Annotated in this window: 15 protein-coding genes; 4 read left to right on the top strand and 11 right to left on the bottom strand. The window is 60.3% G+C overall.

Annotation, left to right across the window (positions count from 1 at the left end):
* Both PO78_RS00455 and PO78_RS00460 read left to right on the top strand, forming a co-directional pair.
* The coding region (locus tag PO78_RS00455; protein WP_043741257.1) for a TraM recognition domain-containing protein at positions 1-802 on the top strand (802 nt) is incomplete at its 5' end.
* The gene (locus tag PO78_RS00460) at positions 799-1,548 is read left to right on the top strand and encodes a TIGR03747 family integrating conjugative element membrane protein (protein WP_043741261.1); all 750 of its coding nucleotides are present in this window, start codon (positions 799-801) and stop codon (positions 1,546-1,548) included. The genes PO78_RS00455 and PO78_RS00460, both read left to right, overlap by 4 nt.
* 108 nt (positions 1,549-1,656) lie before the next feature.
* Here PO78_RS00460 and PO78_RS22675 read toward each other — a convergent pair whose 3' ends face one another.
* Positions 1,657-1,857: a hypothetical protein gene (locus PO78_RS22675; protein ID WP_156147744.1), complete on the bottom strand. Its 201-nt coding sequence runs from the start codon at positions 1,855-1,857 to the stop codon at positions 1,657-1,659.
* A 153-nt stretch (positions 1,858-2,010) separates the two neighbouring features.
* On the opposite strand from PO78_RS22675, the gene istA reads away from it, so the two are divergent.
* Positions 2,011-3,501 carry an IS21 family transposase gene (gene istA, locus PO78_RS00465; protein WP_156147745.1) on the top strand — a complete coding sequence of 497 codons (1,491 nt, stop codon included), beginning with the start codon at positions 2,011-2,013 and terminating at the stop codon, positions 3,499-3,501.
* Positions 3,494-4,297 (top strand): IS21-like element helper ATPase IstB, encoded by an 804-nt coding sequence (gene istB / locus PO78_RS00470; protein WP_043741267.1) that lies wholly within the window; start codon positions 3,494-3,496, stop codon positions 4,295-4,297. The genes istA and istB overlap by 8 nt, the downstream gene beginning before the upstream one ends.
* A 140-nt stretch (positions 4,298-4,437) precedes the next feature.
* Here istB and PO78_RS00475 read toward each other — a convergent pair whose 3' ends face one another.
* Genes PO78_RS00475 through PO78_RS00520 form a run of 10 tightly spaced genes read right to left on the bottom strand, consistent with a single transcriptional unit; the run spans position 4,438 to position 23,821 of the window.
* The gene (locus PO78_RS00475; protein ID WP_156147746.1) at positions 4,438-6,537 is read right to left on the bottom strand and encodes a hypothetical protein; all 2,100 of its coding nucleotides are present in this window, start codon (positions 6,535-6,537) and stop codon (positions 4,438-4,440) included.
* Between the two features lie 9 nt (positions 6,538-6,546).
* Positions 6,547-7,266: a hypothetical protein gene (locus tag PO78_RS00480; protein ID WP_043741273.1), complete on the bottom strand. Its 720-nt coding sequence runs from the start codon at positions 7,264-7,266 to the stop codon at positions 6,547-6,549.
* Positions 7,263-9,278, bottom strand: a complete 2,016-nt coding sequence (gene pglZ / locus PO78_RS00485; protein WP_043741276.1) for a BREX-3 system phosphatase PglZ — start codon at positions 9,276-9,278, stop codon at positions 7,263-7,265. Before pglZ ends, PO78_RS00480 begins: the two co-directional genes overlap by 4 nt.
* Positions 9,275-12,118, bottom strand: coding sequence for a DEAD/DEAH box helicase (locus tag PO78_RS00490; protein WP_043741278.1), 2,844 nt, complete (start codon positions 12,116-12,118; stop codon positions 9,275-9,277). The genes pglZ and PO78_RS00490 overlap by 4 nt, the downstream gene beginning before the upstream one ends.
* Before the next feature lie 2 nt (positions 12,119-12,120).
* Positions 12,121-14,907 (bottom strand): DNA methyltransferase, encoded by a 2,787-nt coding sequence (locus tag PO78_RS00495; protein WP_043741281.1) that lies wholly within the window; start codon positions 14,905-14,907, stop codon positions 12,121-12,123.
* Positions 14,908-14,925: 18 nt separating this feature from the next.
* A complete protein-coding gene (locus tag PO78_RS00500; RefSeq protein ID WP_043741284.1) occupies positions 14,926-16,815 on the bottom strand; it encodes an ATP-binding protein in 1,890 nt (629 codons plus the stop codon).
* Positions 16,805-18,670, bottom strand: a complete 1,866-nt coding sequence (locus PO78_RS00505) for an RNA-binding domain-containing protein (RefSeq protein WP_043741287.1) — start codon at positions 18,668-18,670, stop codon at positions 16,805-16,807. Before PO78_RS00505 ends, PO78_RS00500 begins: the two co-directional genes overlap by 11 nt.
* 4 nt (positions 18,671-18,674) lie before the next feature.
* Positions 18,675-22,403, bottom strand: a complete 3,729-nt coding sequence (locus PO78_RS00510) for a DUF6079 family protein (protein ID WP_043741317.1) — start codon at positions 22,401-22,403, stop codon at positions 18,675-18,677.
* Positions 22,404-22,438: 35 nt separating this feature from the next.
* On the bottom strand, positions 22,439-22,900 hold the full coding sequence (brxF, locus tag PO78_RS00515) for a BREX-3 system P-loop-containing protein BrxF (RefSeq protein ID WP_082047663.1): 462 nt from the start codon (positions 22,898-22,900) through the stop codon (positions 22,439-22,441).
* A 6-nt stretch (positions 22,901-22,906) separates the two neighbouring features.
* Entirely contained in the window at positions 22,907-23,821 is a 915-nt protein-coding gene (locus tag PO78_RS00520) for a helix-turn-helix transcriptional regulator (protein ID WP_043741289.1), read from the bottom strand.
* Positions 23,822-24,039 lie beyond the last annotated feature (218 nt).

The raw sequence follows: 24,039 nt of genomic DNA on the forward strand, positions 1-24,039 counted from the left end.
ACGCGCGGTGGTCTACGTGGGGCTGGATGCGCTGTCCGACGCCGAAGTCGCGGCGGCGGTGGGCAACTCGATGTTCAGCGACCTGGTCTCGGTCGCCGGCCACATCTACAAGTTCGGCATCGACGACGGGCTGCCCGGCGCCGCGGTGGGCGCCAAGATTCCGATCAACGTCCACGCCGACGAATTCAATGAACTCATGGGCGACGAGTTCATCCCGATGGTCAACAAGGGAGGCGGTGCCGGCGTGCAGGTGACCGCCTACACGCAGACCTTGAGCGACATCGAGGCGCGCATCGGCAACAGGGCCAAGGCCGGCCAGGTGGTCGGCAACTTCAACAATCTGTTCATGCTGCGCGTGCGCGAGACCGCCACCGCCGAGCTGCTGACGCGACAACTGCCCAAGGTCGAGGTGTACGCCACGGCACTGATGAGCGGCGCCACCGACAGCTCCGACCCGCACGGCAATACCGCCTTCACGTCCAACACCCAGGACCGTATCAGCACGACCAGCGTGCCATTGATCGAGCCCGCACATGTCGTGGCGCTGCCCAAGGGGCAGTGCTTCGCGCTGATCGAGGGCGGCAACCTCTGGAAAGTCCGCATGCCGCTGCCGGCACCCGACCCCGACGAAGCCATGCCGAAGGATCTGCAGGAGCTGGCCGGCTACATGCGGCAGCACTACGTCGAGGCAGGAGACTGGTGGGAGAACCAAGGCATCCCCGGCCTGCAAGACAAGGCGCTGCCCGACGACCTGCTGGACGACTTCAAGCAGATGGCCGCCGCTGATGAGGCCGAAGCATGAGCGATCCGGCCGTCGCGGCCCAGCGCCAGCAGCAACGACAGCAGGGGCTGATCGCCGGCCTGGTCACGCTGCCGTTCCGCTTCTTCGGCGTGCTGTGCGGCGCGCTGCTGCTGTGCATCCTGATCGAGTGCGTCGGCATGCACTTCTTCTGGCCCGAGCAGGGCTGGCGCCATGCGCAGGGCATGCTGCACTACGAGCTGGATCAGCTCTCCACGCATTTCACGCGCAGCGCGCTGGTGCAGGAGCCGGGCCGCACCGCGCACCGGCTGGTCGAACAGGGCTACGACTGGCTGTTCGTGAAAAGTGGTCTGCTGGACTGGATACGCGACGCCTCGGCGCAGGCCAGCGCCGGCAGCCATCGCCCGACCAAGGATTTCCGCTACTACATCGGCTTGGTCTACGTGAACGTGGAGACCTACCTGATCGCGGCGGCCTACACGACGCTGGTCTTCCTCGTGCGGCTGCTGGTGCTTTGCCTGACCCTGCCGCTGTTCCTGATGGCCGCCTTCGTCGGGCTGGTGGACGGCCTGGTGCGCCGGGACATCCGCCGCTTCGGCGCGGGACGCGAATCGGGGTTCATCTATCACCGCGCCAGGGCCGCGCTGATGCCGCTGGCCGTGCTGCCGTGGGTAATCTACCTCGCATTGCCGGTCAGCGTGAATCCGCTGCTGATCCTGCTGCCCAGCGCCGCACTGCTCGGCGTGGCGGTGTGCATTGCGGCGGCGACGTTCAAGAAGTACCTGTAAGACGGTCAATCACCTTCGTGGAACGTCTCCGATAGACATATTGTCATTTGCAGAAGACGGCTGCACCAATGGCAGGGACGTAACACCATGTGTGGAGGCGGCCCGAGCCTACTTGTTGGCTGTGCCTGGCGACAGCGCGAAGGCGATTTCCTCCAGCAGTGGACGCAGTTTCGCATGGTCGGATTGAGCAATTGCCATTTCGATCCGTGACGACCAGTGTCCTTGCCTGTACAGGTTCTCGGCGCGTTCCAGGATTTCTCTGGCAGTTCGATCGCGGATTTCCTGCTCCGGAGCAGACTTGCCGGTCAATCGAGATGCGACTGCGGTTCTGAGTAGTGAAATCTCTGTTGGCGCGCGATGAAAACTACCCAGTTTTAGCGGGGTGTGCGCGCTGAAAATTACCCAGGGTCATTAACCTCCGCCGCTTCCGTTGTGAAGCGGGGAACCGAGGAGATGATCACCATGAACATGCTGGGTAAGGTAAGGCGGTTGTACTACCGCGACGGGCTGTCGCAGTCCGAGATCGAGCGGCGCACGGGACTCACGCGCAAGACCATCCGCAAGTGGCTCAATGCGCCCGAGGGGGTGGAGCCGAAGTACCAACGCCGCGTCGGCGACACCAAGATCACGCCGTATGCGGCGGAACTGGTGAGGATGCTTGAGACCGATGCGCGTCGGCCGGTGCGGGATCGGCGCAGCGCGCTCAAGCTCTTCACTGAGCTACAGGTGCAGGGGTTTGAGGGCGATTACAGCCGCGTCACCGAATTCATCCGACGCTGGCGTGCACAGGGCGGCGCTGCGGTCACCAAAGCCTTCGTGCCGCTGCAGTTCGAAGCGGGCGAGGCCCATCAGTTTGACTGGAGCGAGGAGCACCTCGTGATCGGCGGGGTGTGGCGCAAGATTCTCGTCGCGCACCTGAAGCTGTGCTACAGCCGCGCCTTCGTCCTCCAGGCCTACCCGACGCAGAGCCACGAGATGCTCTTTGACGCGCATGCGCGGGCGTTTGCGGCCTTGGGCGGAATTGCCCGGCGCGGGATCTACGACAACATGAAGACGGCCGTCGACCGCGTGAAGAAGGGCAAGGCGCGCGTGGTCAATACGCGGTTTGCCGCGATGGCCTCGCACTATCTGTTCGACCCGGACTTCTGCAACGTGGCGGCCGGCTGGGAGAAAGGTGTGGTCGAGAAGAATGTGCAGGACAGCCGGCGGCGCATCTGGCAGGACGCCGCGGCGGTGCGCTTTGGCTCCTTCACGGAATTGAACCTGTGGCTGCTGGCGCGCTGCCGCAGCCTGTGGCAGGAACTCAAGCATCCGGAGTACGACCTCACGCTGGCCGAGATGCTCGAACAGGAACGGCCGCAGCTGATGCCGATGATCGTGCCCTTCGACGGCTACGTCGAGACCGTCGGGAAGGTCTCAAGCACCTGCCTGGTGAGCTTCGATCGCTGCCGCTACTCGGCGCCGTGCGAACTGGTCGGTCAGGTGGTGGGCATTCGCGTCTATCCGGAGCGCATCGATCTCGTCGCCCACGATGCGGTGGTCGCGAGTCACGTGCGTAGCTTCGGCCGCAACGAGGCGCGCTACGACTGGCAGCATTACCTGCCGCTGATCGCGCGCAAGCCCGGCGCGCTGCGCAACGGCGCTCCCTTCGCCGACATGCCCGAACCGCTGCAGCGGCTGCGCGCATTGCTGCTCAAGCGCGAGGGCGGTGACCGCCTCATGGCCCGAGTCCTGGCCGCCGTCCCCGCGCACGGTCTGGAGACGGTGCTCGTGGCGATCGAGGTGGTGCTCGAATCGGGACGCCCCAGCCCCGAACACGTCGAGAACGTGCTCAACCGGCTCAAATCCGCACCACCCCCGGAGCAGGTCGCGACCGCGCTCACCGTGAGCGAGACGCCGCTCGCCGATCCCCAGCGCTACGACCGCCTGCGCGGGGAGGTGAGCCATGCGTGACCTGATCACCGAACTCAAGAGCCTGCGCCTGTATGGCATGGCCGACGCCTGGGTGGAGCTGACTGCACAGGGCGAAACTACTGTGCAAAGCTCGCGCTGGCTGCTCGAACACCTGCTGCGGGCCGAGGACGCCGACCGGCACGAGCGCTCCATCGCCTACCAACTGCACGCGGCGAAATTCCCGGTTCACCGCGATCTCGCCGGCTTCGACTTCGAGCAATCCAAGGTCGATCGCGAGCTGATCAAGGATCTCGCGACCCTGACCTTCACCGAAGCCGCCCACAACGTCGTGTTCATCGGCGGAACCGGTACCGGGAAGTCGCACTTGTCGACCGCCATCGGCGTCTCCGGCATCACCCGTCACAGCAAGCGGGTGCGCTTTTACTCCACTGTCGATCTCGTCAATCTGCTCGAACAGGAGAAGGCCGCCGGCAAGGCCGGCCGACTCGCCTTCTCCTTGCTGCGCATGGATTTGGTGATTCTCGACGAGCTCGGATATTTGCCCTTCAGCCAGTCGGGCGGGGCCTTGCTCTTCCATCTGCTCTCGAAACTCTACGAGCACACCAGCGTGATGATCACGACGAATCTCACCTTCGGCGAATGGGCGACCGTGTTCGGTGACGCGAAGATGACCACGGCGCTGCTCGACCGGATCACGCACCACTGTCACATCGTCGAGACCGGCAATGAGTCCTACCGCTTCCGCCAAAGTACGGCCGATGCGAAGTCGCGGATCGCGGCGCGCGAGCAGAGCAAACGCGGAAAGATCGCCGCGACGGAGGACGAGCCCTTCTGAGCGACCGCCGCGCAGAGGGAACCCGCTCCGGGCTACGCCCTGCGCGGGTTCCCTCTGCGCACTCTGACGAGCCGACAAACGGAAACGAAAAACCGATCCGTTGGGCTACACTGACAGACAGCCCGCGCGATGACGCGCGGCTAAAACCCCTGGGTAAAATTCAACGCGCACAGCTGGGTATTTTTGGACGCGCGCCGACAAATCTCTTCATCCCCACCATTGACGGCGAATGCTGCGAGACCACAAAACCCCCTCTCCAGCACTGCCCTGCCTGTTTGATACCTCCCACCTTTGAACGTCCAGGATGCGAGGCTTTCCCCGATCTCCCTTGCGATCTCATCACAGCCGCGATTTCGAGCATTGACCGCGGCTTCGAACAACACCTCGGTCATCTGGAAGTTCTCAACAAACGTCACCGATTCCTTGTCATCGGGAATCCAAGTCAATGTCGCGATCAACCAGCGCGCATGCTTCTGCAGCTCCTCTTGGCTGTGGTGGTCGCATGCGGGCGCATTCGACACTGCCAACAGGATTTCCGTTACGCCCGTTATCCAGTGGATCATGTCAAAAGCAAAGTGGGACTTTGCCTGTATGGCTGCGAGAAGTAGCTCCTTCTCCGTTTGGTAAATGCCATCCGCCCAACGCTCGATGTTTCGTATCACCGCTTGGGCATCTGCATTGTCCGGTTGTGCTTGCGAGAGCGCGTTCGCCAACTCCGTAAGCCGCGACATCAAACTCTGCATGCTCGTCGACGAGTAGTACGGCCCCAAAAATGTGCTATGGCTGCTCGACAGGGGAGTATCTGGTACGGTGAGAAATAACTTCGCCACCAAAGCAACATCTCGGCGGACTTCCCCAACGGCGAAGTGAATGTCGTGGCTCCCACAGCGAAGTAGATCAAAAGTGAGATTCGCAAGCTGCGCCATGCCTTCCATCGTGACGGGGCGGTAGTCCTCTTTCGCGCAGCCAGTGCACGCAATCAAAGCAATTTTTTCGCTGAGCGTTGCTATGTCGTTCGGATCTCCATGGGCTAGGAGATATTGCGCAGATTGCCCCATGAGCCGCTGTCCCTCTAGCAGAACATCGGCCATACCATGAGGAACGACCGACTGCACCGCGCTTGCAAGGTATCCTGTAGCGAGCTGCGCGTGGCTTTTCGAGGCATACGGGCTGGAGTAATCAATGCCGAGATACACTCGGACAAGTGCAGCCATTGCTTGCAGTGTCTGCTCGATTTGCTGCTCATCCCGACGCGCAATCCCACTCTGCGAGTTTTGCCGCAGGCGCTCCAGCGTGTCGTTGATGAAGCCATCGCTGGAGAAGGGATTTTCGACAAAGGGGTTGTTGGCGTAGAACGTTTTTCCCTTGGACTCGATGTATGCAGCATTGATGCCGACGACAGCGTTCAGCGCCGCACCAGAAACTTCATAGTCTCCCTGCTCTGCATAGCGCCCCGCAAATGACATTGCATGTCGGACCGCTCGTTTTGTTCCATCGGTCCATCTATTGTTGATCTGAAAAAATGCGGTACGGGCCAAGTCATGCGTGGAGTCCGAAGGCGACGTCGTGGAATTTGCGCCTTCATCGCGTTCAAGCAGCGGCATCGCACGCTGAGCCCGCCGAGCCCATGTCCGCAATTCCTTACGAGTGTCTTGCATGAGTATGCCCAGTTGCTGCAATGGGTTGATGAGAACCAAAGCGCGCCGATAGGCGTACATGAACGAGATCAGTATGAATACGACCGCCCATGATGCTGCGAGCACGACCTGCGCCAGCCGGGCCTGATCCACAAAGGTCGACAGCGTTGCGACGCCTATTGCCAGGAGGAATGCCAACGCGAACGCACCGAGCAACTTCCGATCTGCGCTCAGACGGCGAAATAGCCCGTGAGGCATGCGCTCGATGTTCACCTGCATGGCGAATAGTACGAGGGAAGTAACAATCGCAGCAGCCCCTATCAGCGCGCTTCCCACATTGAGGATCAGCCCGCGCAGACCCTCGACTGCATGTTCGGTCGAGTAATAGCTCGCAAGCACATTTTGGAGAGCTGGCGACAGGTAGGCGCTTTCAGAAAGGAGAAGGAGCAGCAGAGCATAAAAAGCGATATGGCCGTATCGAAGCTTCAATACCCAAAGCTGGTGTTGGGCTCGATAGGTGTAGTGCCATAATGTTGCGATTCGCCTGGCGACCGCCTTACGCATGCGCTTTACAGCTAGGTCGATGTGGGATCGCCAGGACATGAGCAATGACTACCTCTGATGCAGCGCGACGAACTGATTACTCGGCCCTTCCGACCGAAGGCTCAGGTTCGCGCTGTTCGACACCATGTAGGCCAGTGGCCGCGTTAGGGTGAACGGGAACAACACTGGCAGCGACTGCAGGCTGGGCACAGAAACGGGCTTGCCGGCGTAGCGCACAGCCGCTTCGATCAGCCATGCCGTGAGTCCGGCGTTGTCGATCGCTGTTGAAGCAAGCCGGATCACGCGCTTGCCTTTTTCCACACGCTCCACCGCGCCCCAGCTAGCCTGGCTCTGGATGACCATGTTGGTCATGCGCCGGGTACCTTCGCGCTCCCCGTAGGTCTCACTCATGCGCCGGTGCACTTCGGCGGACGCGCAATCTCCCTGGATGGCGGACAGTCGGCCCACCAGCTCTGCCACCTTGCCGAAGAACGGGTACGTCGCAACGGCCATACCCCAGCACAGCGCGGCGACGGGAATGTCCGGCTGCGTCTTGTGGATGGCCACGCCGCGATCTGCGTAATCAACCAGTTCTGCGCGCGGCTCCAGCCAGAGCCGATTCAGTACGGTGCGTGTTTTCTTCTTGGCTTCAACGCCAAGTCCGGCTGCATCAAGCAGTGCATTCAGATCATCTAGCCCAGCCGCACCCGCACGAACATTCAGTGCTGCAGCCGCCCAATCAAGCTGAATGAACCGATCAAAGCCGATTTGAGGGGCTGATGAATTCATTCGGTACCAATCACATAACTGACTTTCACAAAGGGCACGATCAACTCTTCGACCGACACCCCGCCGTGGACCACCACCTGCTCTCCCTCCGGCACAAAGGCGGTTCGTCCGCCTGCGAATAGGGGCATGAAGTTCGCGGGTAGTCCAGCGATGTCCAACCTGACTGTGGTGGGATAGGCCGCAGCGGAATCGGCCAGCAATGGCTCACTCCGGTAGACCCGAACGCGCTCTCCGCGCGTCTCTGCAATCACGCCCTGGCTGGGCCTGCCGACGCCGGTGGACTCAACGTTGCCGTGGTCCGCCGTGAGATAGATGTGGTATCCCTTGTCCAGCAGCAGCGAGAACAGCCGGTCGACGAAACCGGTCGTCAACCAGTTCCCGATCCACATCGCCACGTCCTTCTTGGACCGCTCCTTGTGGAGCCGATCGTCCACTTCATCGATGACCAGGCCCACCACCTTCGGGCGCCGGTCGATCAAATCCGCTTCCAGTGCGTCGAGCTGATTGGTCTGTCGCAGCGCGCGTCGATACATCACTTCATTCGAGTTGACGCCTTCGTTCTGCCAGAACGTCTTCCACAAGGATTCCTCCTTGTCCGTCCTGTCGATGGAGTCGTCGAATTCCCGCGGCTTCAGGCCGGAGAACAGCGCCTGACGCGACACCGATGTCACGGTCGGCAGCCAGGCGAACGCGGTTCCCTCGTCGAACGCAAAGCGTTTTGTGGTGGCGATCAGGCGCTCCCGGATCTGCACCCATTGGTCGAAGGCAAGCCCGTCGAATACCAGCAGAGCCACCTTGGTTTCCCCTGCGGACCGCCGATGGCGCAAGAAGCGCGGCACGTGGTGCACCATCACCGGGCCTTTGGTCACCGGCTGCAGGATCAGGTCGGCGTAATGCTTGGCTGCGACCCAGGCTTGAAGACGCTCGTCTGATTGCGCCTGCAATGTCTTGATCCGCTCCCGAATCACCGGCAGGTGTTCGCTGCCTTCCGTGCCTGGCAGACCATGCGTGCGGGCCAGGATCTCACCGTAACGCTTGGCGAATTCGCTCCAGTCCTTGTGCGAAGAGGCCGCCGTTGGGGTCGTCTCGATCAGGCCATCGATGCCTTTGAGCACCAAAGCCTGCAACGCCGCCGGGTCCTGGACAATGCCGGCCTTGATCCAACTCGGCATCCCCGCCGGAACACTGTGCACCGCCAGCGGATGCAAGCTGCCGTCGAGGAACATGGAGTCGACCAGCACCTGCACATCGGAGTGCTCGAACGGAATCTCTATCTTGGCGACGTAGTCTGGCGGTGGCGGTTCGCCCGTGCGCATGCCATCCAGCCCCAGGGTCTTCAGGTAGCGATACCACGCATCCTGTACCACGCGCAGCAGCGCACTTTTGGACGCCAGCCATGTGGCGACGGGCAGATCCGTGAAGAGCCCCTTGCCTTGAATGATGCCTGCCGCGTGTTGAGCAAACAGGGGCGGCAACGAGCGATTGGCGAAGTGCATTCGCAGCAGCTCACGCCAGAAGTCGACCGGGTTGCGAATCGACCTTGGCGCCAGTTGGTAGACGTGTTCAAGGATGAAGTCCTTGGACTCGTTCTCGCCGCGCGCTGACTGCAATTCGGTCCGGTGGGCATGAAACAGCCCGGCAAAATGCTCCGGCTCCACTTGCTGTACCGCGCTGTATGCCAGCTTGGGGAAGAGCTCCGCAAGGCTCAATCGAACCACACGCCCGTGGTGCATGATGTCCCACGGCAACTCATTCGCGTCAGCGCTGCGCAGATGAAGAATCAGCGACGGCGCTGGCCCCGCCTCACCGCGATCCCAGGCTGCGCGATAGCGTTCCTCGTATTCCGCCCGAAAGGCGAACGGGTCTTCGTACAGCATGACCTCGAAGCCCCGGCTGCGCAGTTCGGACAAGAGCTTTTCGTCCAGGAGCACATCGTCGGGGTCGCACGCCACCCACAGCCGGGTGAGATCGGCCGTGAAGTGGCTGAGAATGCGTTCTGACCACTGGCTCATGCCACACGCTCTTTCGTCACATTCGCTCCGGGCATCACATCGCCGGAGACGCGCACCATCATCACGGCATTCAAATCCGGCACGCTGGCCTCCATGTCGTCCAAGGCGGCCATGCGTGCATCGTGTTCTTGTTGCAGCCGCTTGCGCCGGTGCTCACGCACGGCGGGTAAGCCAATTCGTCGAATGGCCTGACCTCGGGCCTCGAACGCATACACCGCACGTTCGCGCTCTTCCTTCAGCCGGGCGCGGTGTTCGGTCAGCAGCTCGGTGAAGATCCGTTCACCCTGGGTGCTGGCAGCCGAATGCGATGCCTCGAACCACCTCACCGACTCCTCGGCACCCGTCACGGCATGCACGTCTACGGTCTCAGTGAGCAGCAGATCCCAGACGCGCTTGGCGGTCGGCACGAAGGGCCGGCCTTCCTCGTTGATGAACACCGGCAGGAAGCGCTTCCGGCTCAAGCCTTCAGCCGCCAGACTGATCTCCCACAGCGACCAGATGCCGCGTACCGAGTCCGGAAGACCGGTCACGCGGATCACCGGTAGCGGCTGGCCGGCGACAAAGCATGGCAGCTCACTGATCACAGCACGGGCGCGTGGGTCTTCCATCGTGACCCATTCCAACTCCGGGTTCTCATCCGCCGTGCGGGCGTCAAAACAAGCCTGTGCCGACTCGCTGCCGTCCGCCCACTTCACTCGCCACGCCTTGCCAACCTTCGCCGCCGAGCCGCCGCGCGCAGCCAACCCGCTGGTGATGGCGCGCTCCAGCCAGAACTGCGCCGGATGGTCGCGCCACTTGCGGGCATCATCAGCGTCCAGATCGTGCTCTGTGGTGAGCAGATCGCTGTTCTTCTTCGACTCCGCTAGGGTGGATCGCAGCTGCGACACCACCGCGTCGCACTCCTGTTCAATGGCATCCGGGTTCTGCAGACCATGCACGAACAGCTCGTCGAAGATCGGGTCGGCCTCGACCGAGTCCATTACGTCGGCCGCCTTGTCGACGCCAAACTCCTGCGCGATGACCTCGAGCTTTGCCTCCAACACCTGGCGCACTCGATGCTCCACAGTGTCTTCGAGCACGAAGTTGATGGCGCGAACAACGTGCTTCTGTCCGATACGGTCTACCCGGCCAATGCGCTGCTCAATCCGCATCGGGTTCCACGGCATGTCGAAGTTGACGATGACATGGCAGAACTGCAGGTTCAAACCTTCACCACCGGCATCCGTCGAAATCAGCACGCGCACATCTTTTGAGAACACCTGTTGTGTCCGCGTGCGCGCTTCCAGGTCCATGCTGCCGTTAAGGGTCGTCACCGAGAATCCACGGCTCTCCAGGTAGTCGGCCAGCATAGCTTGGGTAGGCACAAACTCGGTGAAGATCAGTACCTTCAGCGCCGGGTCGCCTTCTTCCTGCTGCAGCTTGTAGATCAGCTCCAGCAGCGCCTCGGCCTTGGCATCAGTGCCCGCAGCCTCGGTTTCACGCGCCAGATCCAGCAGCATCTCGACTTCAGACTTCTCCAGCTCCCAGCCACTGGATTGCATCGCCAGATCCACCTGGGATTGGCCGTCGAGGTCCGCCCACTCGTCCGGGCTGGTGTTCTCGAACAGGTTGGCCTGCGGTGGTGGCGCATCGAGCAGGGCCTGGCGCTTCTCCAGCGTGGTGCGGATGGCTGCCGTGCTGGACGTCACCAGCCGCTGCATCAGGATCATCAAGAAGCCGATGTGGCGCTGCTTGGCCGCCATAGCTTGGTTGTAGCCGTGGCGCACATAGTCGGTCACCGCCTCGTACAGGCGCTGCTGCGAGCCGTGTCGGGCCTGCCAGGCAACCGCCTGCAGCCGGGTCACACGCGGCTTGAACAGCGGCTGGCCTTCGGCGTTGATCGATGCGCGCTTCTCTGTGCGGATCACGAAGGGGCGTACCCGGTCGCGGCTGACGCTGCTCTCGTCCGGAAATGCTTCCCGGTCCAGCAACTGCATCAGCCGCATGAACTGGTCGGTCTTGCCCTGGTGCGGCGTGGCTGACAGCAGCAAGAGATAGGGTGAGGCTTCGGCCAGCGCCACGCCGAGCTTGTAGCGGGCCACCTGCTCGGTGCTGCCGCCCATGCGGTGGGCCTCATCGATGATAACCAGATCCCACGACGCCGAGATCAGGTCCTCGAAGCGCTCGCGGTTGTAGGTGTTGAGTTGCTCCAGGCTCCAGCCGCGACGGCCCTCCAGTGGCTTCACCGAATCCAGCGAGCAGATCACCTGATCGTGCATGCGCCATAGGTTCTCTTCCTCGCCTGCGCCACCGCTGCGCCACTGGCGGAAGGCCGCCAGCTCGGACGGCTCGATGAACTGGAACTTCTCACCAAAGTGCAGACGCATTTCCGCCTGCCACTGGCGTACAAGTCCCTTGGGCGCCACCACCAGGATGCGCTTCACCCGGCCGCGCAACTTCAACTCACGCAACACCAGACCGGCCTCGATGGTCTTGCCGAGGCCCACCTCATCGGCCAGTAGGTAGCGGATACGGTCGCGGCTGATGGCGCGGTTCAACGCGTAAAGCTGGTGCGGCAGCGGCACCACGCTGGACTGGATGGGCGCCAACAGCAGGTTGTCCTCCAGCGCATCCAGCAGCTTGGCTGCCGCCGTGGTGTGCAGGATCTGCTCAACGCTCGGGCGCACGCTTTCCAGCGAGGCCAGATCCACCGCCCGAGCGCGCACAACAGCGTCCTTGGCGGGCAGCCACACGCGGTAGGCCAACTCGCCCCACACGTCCTGCCGCTCAATTACGCGGCACGGCGATGCCTGCCGGGTGAACCAGCACCAGTCGCCAATGGTGAACCCACCGCCGGCCATACTCAGATCCCGTCTTCGGTACGGGTCAGCGCGAGGTCATAGAGGGTGAGCAGCTTCTCGTCCTCTTGCAGCGTTTCCTCTGGCAGCTTGTTGGCGATGCTGATGATCGTCGCGTAGTCCTTGCTGGCCCATGCCGCGCGGAAACCTGCACGCAGCACCTCCAGACGCGACTCCTTGATCTTGCGGCCGGTGAACAACCGATAGGCCTCGAATTCCTTGAGCAGCGCCTTCTCGCGTTTTTCCTCTAATTGCTTAGCGTTATTGGGATCTGGTACGAACCAACGGTCCCGCGCTTTTGCTTTCAACCGAGGGGCAGATTTTTCGAGCTCCCGCATATCCTTGTAGTTGGACGAGAGATAGCTGTGAATCTGACTGGGTACATCGCCCGTGCCGTCGTAGCGCAAAAAGTTTGCTTCAAGCAGCGCCGAAAGCTCGGGGCGTTCCTCATGCTTTTTCCAGCCCGCACCAAGTTGGGTGATGAATTCTGGATGCACCTCTTGGTAGGTGGACGGACGTTGCTTGAGGAATTGAGCCAACCAATCGATGGCGCTGCGCTCATCGGAGACGAACAACTCCATCTGGGGTGATCGCGAAGTTTGCGCGCGCTTCTTGTCGTACTCGACCACTTGCTCCGGCAGGAAGACCATACCGTCGCGCTCAGGGAAGCGAGCACGAAGGCTGGAAAGAAACTCATCAGTCGACAGCGGCACAGGCGCGTCATGGCGCACAAACCACGCCACCATGCGGTCATAGATGCGACGCGGGTCCCGCTCGACGATGAACTCAAGCTCACCATTCTTTACCTTGATGACCGACAGCTGTTGCAAGTGGGTTTGCACGAAGTCCCAAACTGACTCTACCGTAGCGCCGCTGTGCTTGAAGCGGTCCTCCAGCCCACCATTGGGCTTATAGGCTGAAATCACCAGGTCCTGCTTCACCGCAGTCGTTGAGGTCACCTGCCGGTAGCTGCCTTGCACCTTGTCCAGCGCCGTGACCTCTGCCACCACAAAGCCTGCTTGCTGCAGGGCAACCTGAATGGCATTCCATACCGCTGCCTTGCTGTTGGAGAACACCACCGTCATCCAGCGGCCGGGTTTCAACACGCGCTGGTATTCGGCGAAACAGCGTTGCATCAGGTGCTGGTAGTCGGGTAGCGCCTTCTTCTTATAGCGGTCAATAATTGCCTCCGGCTTTGCGTCCGTCGTAACACCATGCCAAGCCTCAACCAGAAAGTTGAGATCAGCGTAATAAATGTTTTCGCCAAAAGGTGGGTCTGTGAAGATGTAGTCCACAGACTCTGACGGAAGCCCAATGTTTGATGCTGTACCGGTTGTAATTAAGGAAGCGCCCTCCTTAGACCATTGAATCTGAAATGCCGAAACCAACCTGCCAAGCTTGCCGTCAAACTGGTACCAAGGGCTGACCTCGCTTGAAATGGCTGAAACGTAGTAGACCCCAGGCATATCCAGACCAACCTGAGATCCACCTATGCGTCCATACTGAATCGGTTTGTAGCGATTCAAGAGGGACATTCCTCGAATTCCCTGTTCGACCATGAACAGTAGGAATTCCCGAATACGTGCGTCGGATTGTCCTTGAGCTTTCTCCCAAAGCTTTCCCATTGCTTGCGCGGCACGCGGTAGGAAAAAGTGGTGGATATGAGTGATCCCCACATAGTCCATCCGCGCCCGCTCATGCGTCATGTGCATTGGCGGGATTTCGGTCGTGGGCACTTGTGGCGGAAGAGGCAACGACTCAATGCGCTGAATAACATTCAAGTCATCCGACGTTGGCTTCTTTTCGTATCGCGTCTTGCCAACCGTGTAAACAATAAGCGTCGCCGCACGCTTGGGCACTTGGATGGACTTGCCGGTGCTGACATCAGCCTTCGTCGTGTACAGACGCTCCAACCGGGTCTTGGTCAGTTCAGCGCCGCAATGCGGACATGGAAACTCATCTTTGACGCGCTTGGACTCTTCGTCCAACGCTTCTTCGGTGAAGTTCACTTCGCCCGCACACTCGGGGCAGCTATAAAGTTGGCTCCACACCGTATAGTCGATGCGCCCTTTGCTCTTGCCATCGCTGTGCAGCGTTTCGTACATCCAGCCAATGTCCTGCTCGACCGACTGGAGCAGCTGCTTGCCCGCCTTGGCGAAGACATCCACATCGAACGGGATGTTGTAGTTCGCGCTCATGAACGTGGCAGCGGGCGATAGGTCGTTGAGCACTGCACGGCGCGCACCCCACCTAGGCGCGGCGCGGCCTTCTTTCTTCCACGCTTGCTCCAACTCAAACCGGTAACTAGTAGGGGCCGTGCCGCACCATTGCGCGGCCACGCCGGTCATGCCCGACCCGGCAAAGCCGTCCAGCACCACGTCGCCCGGCTGGGTGTAGTGGAGGATGGACGGCACGATGGCGAGATGCGGCACCTTGGTGTGGTAGCTGTGCGCCTTGTAGATGGCGTCGGTCTTGCCCACGGAGACGTCAATCGCCAATGGCTCGCGGCTGTATTTCACCGCCGGGTCGTAAGGCTTGCCATAGTGCGCCACGAATTCCACCAACCACGGATTTGGGCAGGCGGTGTAGTACGGCGGGTCGGACATGGCGAGAATGGCTTCATCCGTGCCCTGTGGAAAACCTTCCTGCTTGCGGAACGTCGGGTCTTGTAGCTTTTCGGCCAGCAGCTTGAGAAAGTGTTCACGCCGCACGCTGTCGCTGGCGAAAGTCTGGCCGAGGCATTCGACGGGGCCGGCGGCTTCGCTGCGGTAGTCTTGAAGTAGGTCGTTCATCTTAATCAATCTTCCCAGTTATTCGTCGACCGGTGAATTACCGTTATTCTGATCGTCCGCATATTTCTTCATCCCGTCTCGCAGAATCTCAAGGAATGTGTGATTCCTACATTCAGCATCTGCCACGATCGCATCGAAAGACACAACAAAGGTTGGCGTTGGAATAATCCGGCCATCAGGGTGTGGCGTGTCGAACTCCTGGTAATAAACCTTGCCTTTTGAGAAAAAAGGCGTCCACTTGAATTGTCGCAACCGAAATGCTGTCGTGTCATTGATGTTCATGATCGCGTAATACCAGACTCTTTGAATGTTCGGGCAATACGCCACCAGCTTCCCTGCTCGATCGAGCAGTTGATTGACTGCATAAAAATTGTCTTTTTCTTCGTTGGTTTTCTTCTTTATTTCAACAACCACCACATCGACGGGTGCGGCATCGCTCGGGTCAGCCGAGAAAATCATGGCAATATCTGGCCTGCCCGTGTCGCCTACGCTTTCTTCATCAAGGCGTATGGCATTGATGACGGCATCCATGCTCCTCTCACTCAGGATGCTCCGAAACACCATGAATTTATCGTCGAGCAACCAGGCATTGTTCTGGTAAATCTCTGAAGACATGGTGTCCTGCGAGAATTCTTTGAACCTTGGGACAATAAGGTTGTGTATTTCGGCCTCTGCATTATCTGCCGTCATCTCTTTCATGCGACCGATAATTTTTTCGCGGTACAAAATGTATTCAGTCAAGGTGCGCGATGACAGCTCCAACGACTTTTCGTACGCAGCCTCACTCAGCTTTTCGCACTGAAGTATTTCTTTCTGAACCCGAAAGAACCGCTGCTGGGCAATTTCCAAAGCATCGTCCCGATCAATCAGGCCAACGGTATCGTCCTCGAAATAGCCGAGCAAGTGCGGAAATTGCTCTTCAAACTGCTCTTTGATTTTTCCATTTCTTTCGGTGATTTGCGGAATTTTGTCCGCCAGCACCTTGCCGAGCTCGCGGCGCAGCAAACGGAAAAGACGTGCTTCTTGTATGCCTTCGGGCAACACCAGCTTCTGCCGCGAACTATCCGCATTGGAGTGAAAGATTTCAGACTCGAATAGGAATACACACAGATAGCCCGCTGGAAATGATGCAGGCGGTATCAGGTTGGCTGGTATCGTTCGGCCATCGATACTGAACGCTATAAGAGAGCTACCTTTCCCTGCTACCGATTCAATGTAGTAGTACATATCAATGGTCGAGATGGCGTCCAGCGAATCATCTTGGATCGTGATCTTGGTCATTGACGGCAAGTCATCGGGCGTTATCGCCGTTTCGTGAGGAAAGAACTCCTTCTGTGCGTTGCTTTCACTGGTTTTCAGATTAACGGAAATCTTGAATGCCTTGCCGTCACGCTTGCGCGCGTCCAGCGTAGGCAGAAATTGTTCGATCAAAAGTGGTTTAAGTGCGTCGGGCTTCAGATCGTCATAGGATTTGACGCGATCTTTGGCAAAACCATTGAATACCAACGCCGTCTTGGCTGGTTGCTCATCTGTCAGGATTTCGAGTGGCGCATTGCCATCGAAACCATCTTTAAAGATGAAGTTTCTGCGCCATTTATCGCGAGTACTGGTTACCTCTACCCGACTGAAGTAGTTAAGGAATACCAGTCGACCTATGCCTTTGTGGAACTTATCCCTAGGTCTAAGCAGCTTCCTGAAACGCTCAAAGTTCTCATCCGTAAATCCGTCACCGTTGTCTGAAACAGTGATTTTCAGTGTGTCCGGCTTGTCAAATGCCTGCACATCAATATCGATGGATACCTCGGTTGCACCAGCATCCAGCGCATTGGCTAGGGCTTCAAAATAAACCAATGTCAATGACGGGTTGGGGAAAAACAGCCTGATGGCCCCGGAGGTTTCAATGTCCATTGTCTTCCTCCGTTGGGTCTGCGGGCTGTTCGTGAAGCAGCTTGAGCTTCACGCCAGCCTCGGTGAGGACATAGCGTTGATTGGGCGAGCGCGGCTTTTCAGGTAGCGTCAGGCGCAGCACACCTCCAGCCAGCAACGGTTCAATGTGGGTTGTAACGAAGTGCGGGCGATGGCTGAAACCCGCATGGGCCATCAGTTCGGCCATCGAACGGGGTACATCTGCAAATCCAATTAGCTGCCGCTGCACATCGGACAACCGATCAAGCGACCGATCAAGCTCAGCCTCACTAGTGTCAGCATGATCGGTGGCTTGATCGGTACGCTCTTCATCACCAGATCTGGCTGCAACCGATTGATTTTCAATGGAGGCATCGGTCATGCTCGTCAGGAACCGGAGGCGCAGGTGCTCGGCCAAACGGAACAAGTTGCCGCCTTCGTCTTCCGCCACCAGAAGCGCTTGTACCGTCAGCCGCTGCACGAGCTCACGGGCATCTGCGCCGGAAAAGCCGGTGAGTGCCTTCACGTCGGTCAGGTCGATCTGACCCTTGCGGGTAAGGTAGGCGAAAACGTCGGCTTCCTGTGCAGAAAGGTGCGCGCCCAGGCTGGCTTGGGCCAGAACCTGTGCTTCGGTGATGAGCTTTTCCTTGCGTAGCCGCAGACGGAAGCTTTTGTCAGCCTTATGGTTCTCGATCTCTGGTGGCAGATAGCCCAGCTTGCGCCAACCGTCGAAGATGGCGCGCACGCCGGTGCCCCCCTGGTCGGACAGGCCAATACGACGAAAAGCATTGACGATGCTGGGGTTGCGTACCTCTTTGTCACCGGGGTCGAGCAGTTGCTCGCGCGTGGCGAAGGCGTCGCCAGGATTGAAAAATTCGGTCTGGTCACGGAAGAAGCGGATGACGGGCACCCGGGTGGTGTCACCGAAGTCCTGATGGATGAGCAGGTTGATGGCAGCTTCGCGGAAGGAGATGTAGTCCGGCGGATCATCGTCACGACGCAGAGTGCCGGCATCTACGGCGAATGGGCGTTCGCTATGGCGGAAATAGAACTCGACGATGGCTTGCCATGCCTTGATGAGGTTGTCCTCCACAGTGAGGCGGTCGGCCCAGCGCACAGCGGAGTCGTACTCGGAGCTTGCGTTACGGTAGAGCTGTACATCCACGGCCATGCGTGGCAGCACCTGGCGGACGTATTCGCCGCTGCCAAGCACCAGAATGGCAGCACGAGTGGGGCGCAGCATGCCGCCTTGTTCGACAAGGAAGCCCCAGCTCCGCAGGAATGTGGTGTCATCGGCGGCAGTGTCCTTGCCAGGATTGCTGGCGACGAACCGCGCGCGATACCAACGCACAGATGTCTCGTCAAAGCAGCGACTGATATCGACATCCAGCGGTTCTGCGTCGTAGCGGGTACCTGACGCGTCTCGGATGAAGCGCAATAGCTCGTCACCGGTGCAGGTATCGTCGCGACCGCCCCGGCGGATATAGGCTTTTTTCGGGTTGCCGTCGAGATAAACGGGTTTTTGCTGGCGCGTGGCTTCAGGGATGAAAAACGCCAGCACTGTGCCTTCGGGTAGCTGGTGCGCCGTGCCATTGATGGGTAGGCGAATGCTGACTTTGTTGACATCGCGTACTTGCCCTAGGAAATCGTTCTGCATCTTGTCGGCATCTGTGACGCCGGTCACGGTAAACGTGCCGTTAGCCTGTTTGACGCCAAACACCAAATGTCCGCCTGCCGTATTGGCAAAGGCGCTGACGGTGGAAAGCGCATCCTTGGGTACTGCCCACGCCGCTTCCTTGAATTCGATGTCACTCCATTCAATGGACTGGAGGCGGGCGATCAGTTCGTCTCTAGTCATGGCGTTACTCGATCACGAAGCGCAGCTTGGTGGCATCTTTGCCCTTGCAGCGCTCGTTCATGAAGGTATCGAAGCGTTTGCGCAGGTCGTCCGGCGTGGCTGGCGAGCCACCTAGCAGCAGCGCTTGCTTGATCTCGTCGCCCTTGACGGCGATCTTCTCCAGCCCCGATAGCGCCTCCTGCACCGCGTTGGCGAACTCGGTGGTCATCGGCTCCGGCAACTTGCGTGAGGTCAGGAAGGCGTCGATCAGCTTTTTGGACGCAGGCGGCAGCAGACCCAGGCTGTCCTGCGTGAACGGGTCTTCCAGGTTCTCCAGCAGCGTTTGCTGCCAGTTGGTCACCAACTGGTCCAGATCGTCGTCCAGCTTGTGCAGGCGGTTGGCCGCCGGGATCAGCTCCAACTGCTCGGCAGAGGGGCGGAACTGGCAGTGTGGGCAGACGGCGGCCGTGACCAGGGTCGGCTCATCCAGCGAGGAACAGCTCTTCAGGCCGTTGAGCGACTCCTCGAAGGCAGTAAGCTGGCTGGTGGGCATCAGCGACACGCCAGCCAACACGCGAAGCGCCAGCAGGCGGTCGTCCTTGCGCAGCGCGTTGCGGGTCTTGTCTTCGGCCACGCCCAGCCGCGCCTTGCTGTGGCTGGCGATGTAGGCGGTGATGTAGTCCTTCTTGAGCTGGTTGAGCGTCTGCCGGTATTCGGCGGCGTGCTCGGCTGTGCGGTCCTGGCTCAGCTTTTCCTGTAGCGCTTTGCGGGCGGTTTCGGCCTGTTTCACCCACGGGTGCTCGGCAGGCAGCACCATCTCGGCTTGCGAGAGGTAGGACGCCGTGCTGCCTAGCTCCACCACCAGTTCGAGCAGACGCTCGACGGCGGCCAGGATCTCCAAATTCTTCTTCTGGCCGTCCAGGTCTTCCTGGGTGACGCGCAGATTCTTGAGCTTGCCGACGGTGTTGTACGGTGCCAGCGACTCGGTGAACTTTTTCAGCGAATCCAGCCGGGCGTGCCAGTCTTTGGCTTCTTCCTCGCGCAGCAGGTTCTGGCCCCAAAAGCCGAGCTTGCCTTGCTGCAGGTTGGAACCGGCCTTGAGCACACGCGTCACCAGCGCACTGACTTTCTCCTGCAGTTTGATGACCGGCTCGGTATCGCCCTGGCTGGCCTTCTGGGCGAGGCCGGACGGCAGGTCGAACAATTCGAACAGGGCCCGCAGCACCGCGAGGTTGATCTCTTTGGGAGCCTCAACGTGCTTGAACTGCTTAAGTTCCTCCAGCGAGCGTTCTGCCAGCTGGGTCAGCTTGCCGGAGTCGATCTTGTCGCCGGTGATCGACAGCACGATGTCGCCGGAGTAGACCAGCCCGCCCAGCACGGTGACCAGCAGGTCGGGTTCCAGTCGGTACTTGATCGGCGCGAAATACTCGACGTCCGAGGTGCCCGACAGCAGTTCGCTGCGGTTGAGCACCTGGCCGTGGCCCTTGGCTTTGAGCCGGTTCAGTACTTCCTGCGCGTAGCGAGAGTTGGCGGGATCGACGCGATCACCATCGAGCAACTCCAGCGCATCGAGCACGGCGAGCGCATCTTTGGTACGAGTGCCGCCGGCCAGTGCGCGCAGTGCGTTGCCGATCAGTTGCTTGCGGTTGGCCTCAGTGACCAGCACCGAGAACGTTGGGTATTCCGGCGAGAGATCGACGAAGCGCTGGCCCAGTACCAGGCCCGAAATGACGTTCACCACGTCGCGGAAGTTTATGCGCTCGTCCGTGCCAAGCCGCGCCCGGTCACGCAGCGACACGCCTTTGGCCCACTCCTGCAGGTTCTTCTTCTTGCCCTGGTAGGTGACCTCGAAGGCGGTCATCTGCTTTTCCTGCAGCCACTTGCTCATGGCGCGCAGGAAGTCTTGCGCCTTGGAGAGGTAGATGGCCTTGGCGCCGCCACTGGCGGTGGATGCCAGATCGAGCGCCGCCGCGTAGGACGACAGGTGCCGCTTGAGATCGTCGTCCAGCCCGGTGAGGCGGAAGAACACCTCGTCCGACAGGTTGTTGTCGGCGAACTTCGGTTTGTCGAAGGGCTGGATGAAGTAGACGTAGAAGTCGCGCTCGGGCTGCGCCGTGGGCCGATCATTCGGCGCCCCGAAGAACAGGTAGCCCATGCGTTCGACACGGCGCTCCTGCCATTCGAGCTGGTACTGCCAGATCTGGAAGCCGGGATAACGCAGGTCGTCGCTGCACTCCATCAGCGCCTTGACGGCGCTGTAGTAGGCACGGTCCAGTGCGTCGTCGGATAGGGCTTCGGCGCGCTTTTCGATCTGCGCGTCGTAGTCGATGTCCTTCTTGAGGTCGAGGTAGTACTGCTCGGTGTCCGGCGCCTTGGAGATGAACTGGCCGTTGACGGTCTTCAGCACTTCCCGCATGACGGTCTGGACCATCGACAGCAGGTTCTCGGCCGGATCGCCCGGCATGTCCTCCACGCCCGGCTGGAACAGACACAAGGCGTCGCGCAGCTCGGCAGCCGTGGGGCCAATGGGCACATGGATGTCGCCGCCCGTGGTCAGACGGTGAACGGCCAACGCGTTGATGACGCGCAGCGCCATTGCCTTGTAGGCCGGGCGCGTGAAGGCTTGCTGGACCCGCGACTCCAGCACTTCGGAGACGCGCATCACCTCTTTGATGTTCGGGTCAGCACGCAGGACCGAGTTGGCCTTGATGGTGTTCCAGAAGCTCTCGTAGCTGATGAACAGCGGCTTGTCGGCGGGCACTTCCTGATCGAGGATGGCCAGCATGGCGGCCTCGATGGTCTTGAGCGCGCCACGCTTCTCGGTGAAGTGGATCTGCTCGAAGGTCTTCAGGTAGTCGGGGTGAACCGGGAACAGCCGCACGTACTCATCCATGCGCTCGTTCATGGAGCCGTAGAACTTGGCGAACGGCGTGAGGTATTCGCGGATCTTGTTCTGCTGGTCGGCCGTCTTCTTGAGGAGACGCGCGGAGACGACGAAGCTGACGTCCTGGCGGTCGATCAGGATCTGGGTGAAGCGCTCGTTGACCCGCCGCATGCTGTCGGCCACGTGCTGGAAGCGCACGCTGTCGAAGATGGCTTCCTGCACACCGGCCACGAAGCGGAATTTCAGGTGCTTGGTGACTTCGCCGATCTGCCGCAGGATGGCCAGATCCTGCACCAGCTCGTGGTCGCGGCGGGACTGCAGGTACTCCAGGAACTCGTCGACAACCAGCAGCACGCCTTGGTCCGGGAATTTCTCGCCGAACGCGGCCATCATCTCCTCGAAGGAGTCCTTGTTGTTGAGCTCCTTGTCGGCGGTCGGGAACGTGTAGTCGACGCCGATCTTTTCGAGGAAACGCTCAAGCTGCAGGGTGATGATCTGGCGCAGCGGCATCTGCAGCCCGCCCACCTCGATGCGCAGCACCTTGAAGCGGCCAGCGATCGGGGCAACCGCCTCGGCGACCTTGGGGTGGCGGATCATCGGCGCGTAGGCCGCATCCTCGGCCACCAGCGACAGCACCGACATCAAGTGCGACTTACCGGTGCCGTAGTTGCCGACGATCAGCACGCCCTTGTGATCGACGGAGTCGTCGAAACTGAGCTGGGGAACCATGAGCTTGGAGATCCGCTCGGCCATGTCGTCGGAGATGACGTAGGTCGCGACGAGCTTCTTGGCCTCGTCCGGGCGCCCGGCATCGAGCAGCTGAATGACTGACTCGATCTGCTCGAACTGGATCAGATCTCCGTATTTCATGTTCTTGGCCATATGGTTCTCTCTTCCCCGTAGCTTCAAATTTCGAGTACGACCACGCCGTCACCGCTGTAGTCACGATGTTCTGGATGGCTCATGTCGGCGTACACCAAGCGATCACCGCGCAGCTCGCCAGGCCAGACGGCCACGACGCTCTTGGAGTGAGCCAGCCGCCTGACGAGGTCAAGCGGGTTGATCTGTAGGCCCGGCTCGAACAACAACTCCAGGTTGTCGAGCAGCAGCGGATCTTCGGTGCGTACCCTGTCCGCGATCTCCCGCAGCAGTTCGCCCGCCGAGAAACCACGCTTGTTGTTTGGCGTGGCCGCCAGCCGGCGCCCCAGCTCCAGGCCGACGTTGAGCGGCTCGATGCTGAGCTTGGCGCCGAGCTGGCGCAGCAGTTGGGTCTTGCCGCTGCGGCTGGGGCCAACCAGCAGGATCAACTTGCTGTTGAGATCGCCGATTTCGCCGATGAGTCGTTCGAGTTTTGCCAGCATGCTCATCCCCCCTCAGTCCGTCTCGGCTTCGAGCCGTTGTTGATCAGGGGAGCGGTAGCCTGGCGCCAGCACGGCATTGCGCACGCCGTAGATGGCCAAGTGGTCCTTCAGCCACAACCGGTACTCGTGCCCGCGCAAGCTGTGGTCAGGTGTGCAGTCCACACTCCACTGGCGAAGGATGTAACCGGCGGTGGCAGCCCGCAGCTTCATCCGCAGCACGCCACCCTGCATGCTGTAGTCCATCTCGGTGATCTCCGGCCGGGGCTGGTCTGGGTGTGGCACCAACTCCAGTTCGACGATCCGGGTCCATTGAATGTCCTGATCGCTGGCCTCGTGGGGCGCCACGAACTGACCCTTGAGCGCCACGGGGCGCTTGATCCGGGTGATGACGAAATCCCGGAACTCCTGCGACTTACGGTCAAAGGCGCGGACGTGCCAGCGCAGGCCGTTGTCGATCAACGCGAAGGGGACGATCTCCCGCTCAGTGCGGCCACTTGAGATGGAGTGGTACTCGATGCCCAGCGGGCATTCCTGATGGATTGCCCGGGTCACGCTCGCCAGCACATCCAGATCCGGGTGCGTCAGCCGTGACGGGCTCTCGCTGGCCACCCACGCCTTGAGCCGCATCGGTTCACCGTCGCCGAAGCCTTGGGTCAGCCACGACAGCACCCGCTCCGGGGGAAAGTCGAAGACGGGCCGAAAGTTCGCCCCAAGGACGTAAGACTTGCCCTTGGGGTCGTAGTCGATGTTGCCTGGCGCCAACTCCTTGTACAGCGCCAGATCCCTTGAAGCGGCGGCGGACTGAATGCCAAACCGCGTCACCAAGTCCTGACGGCGTATCTCCCCAATGAAGCGCACGCGCAACTCCACGAACGCGAGCCGGTCGCGTTGTGGTTGAGTTAGATCTGCAAGCTGTTCGTTCGACATCCTGGCTGGCTCGTTCGGTTAGCGAATGCTTGTGAGGGTTATTGCGGAAAGTATATGGTCTGCCCTAGAATCTGTCCATGAGTCTATCTTGATTTGTGTATACGTCGCATTGTGATAATAACAAGCACCGCAGCGACAAGAGGACCGGTGCGGACACCATGCAGAATTTGGCCGAGCTACACATGAAGCCGGGGACGCTGGAGAGGCACGGCTTCATG

It is taken from the genome of Thauera sp. SWB20 (assembly GCF_000831325.1).
Classification (GTDB): domain Bacteria; phylum Pseudomonadota; class Gammaproteobacteria; order Burkholderiales; family Rhodocyclaceae; genus Thauera; species Thauera aminoaromatica.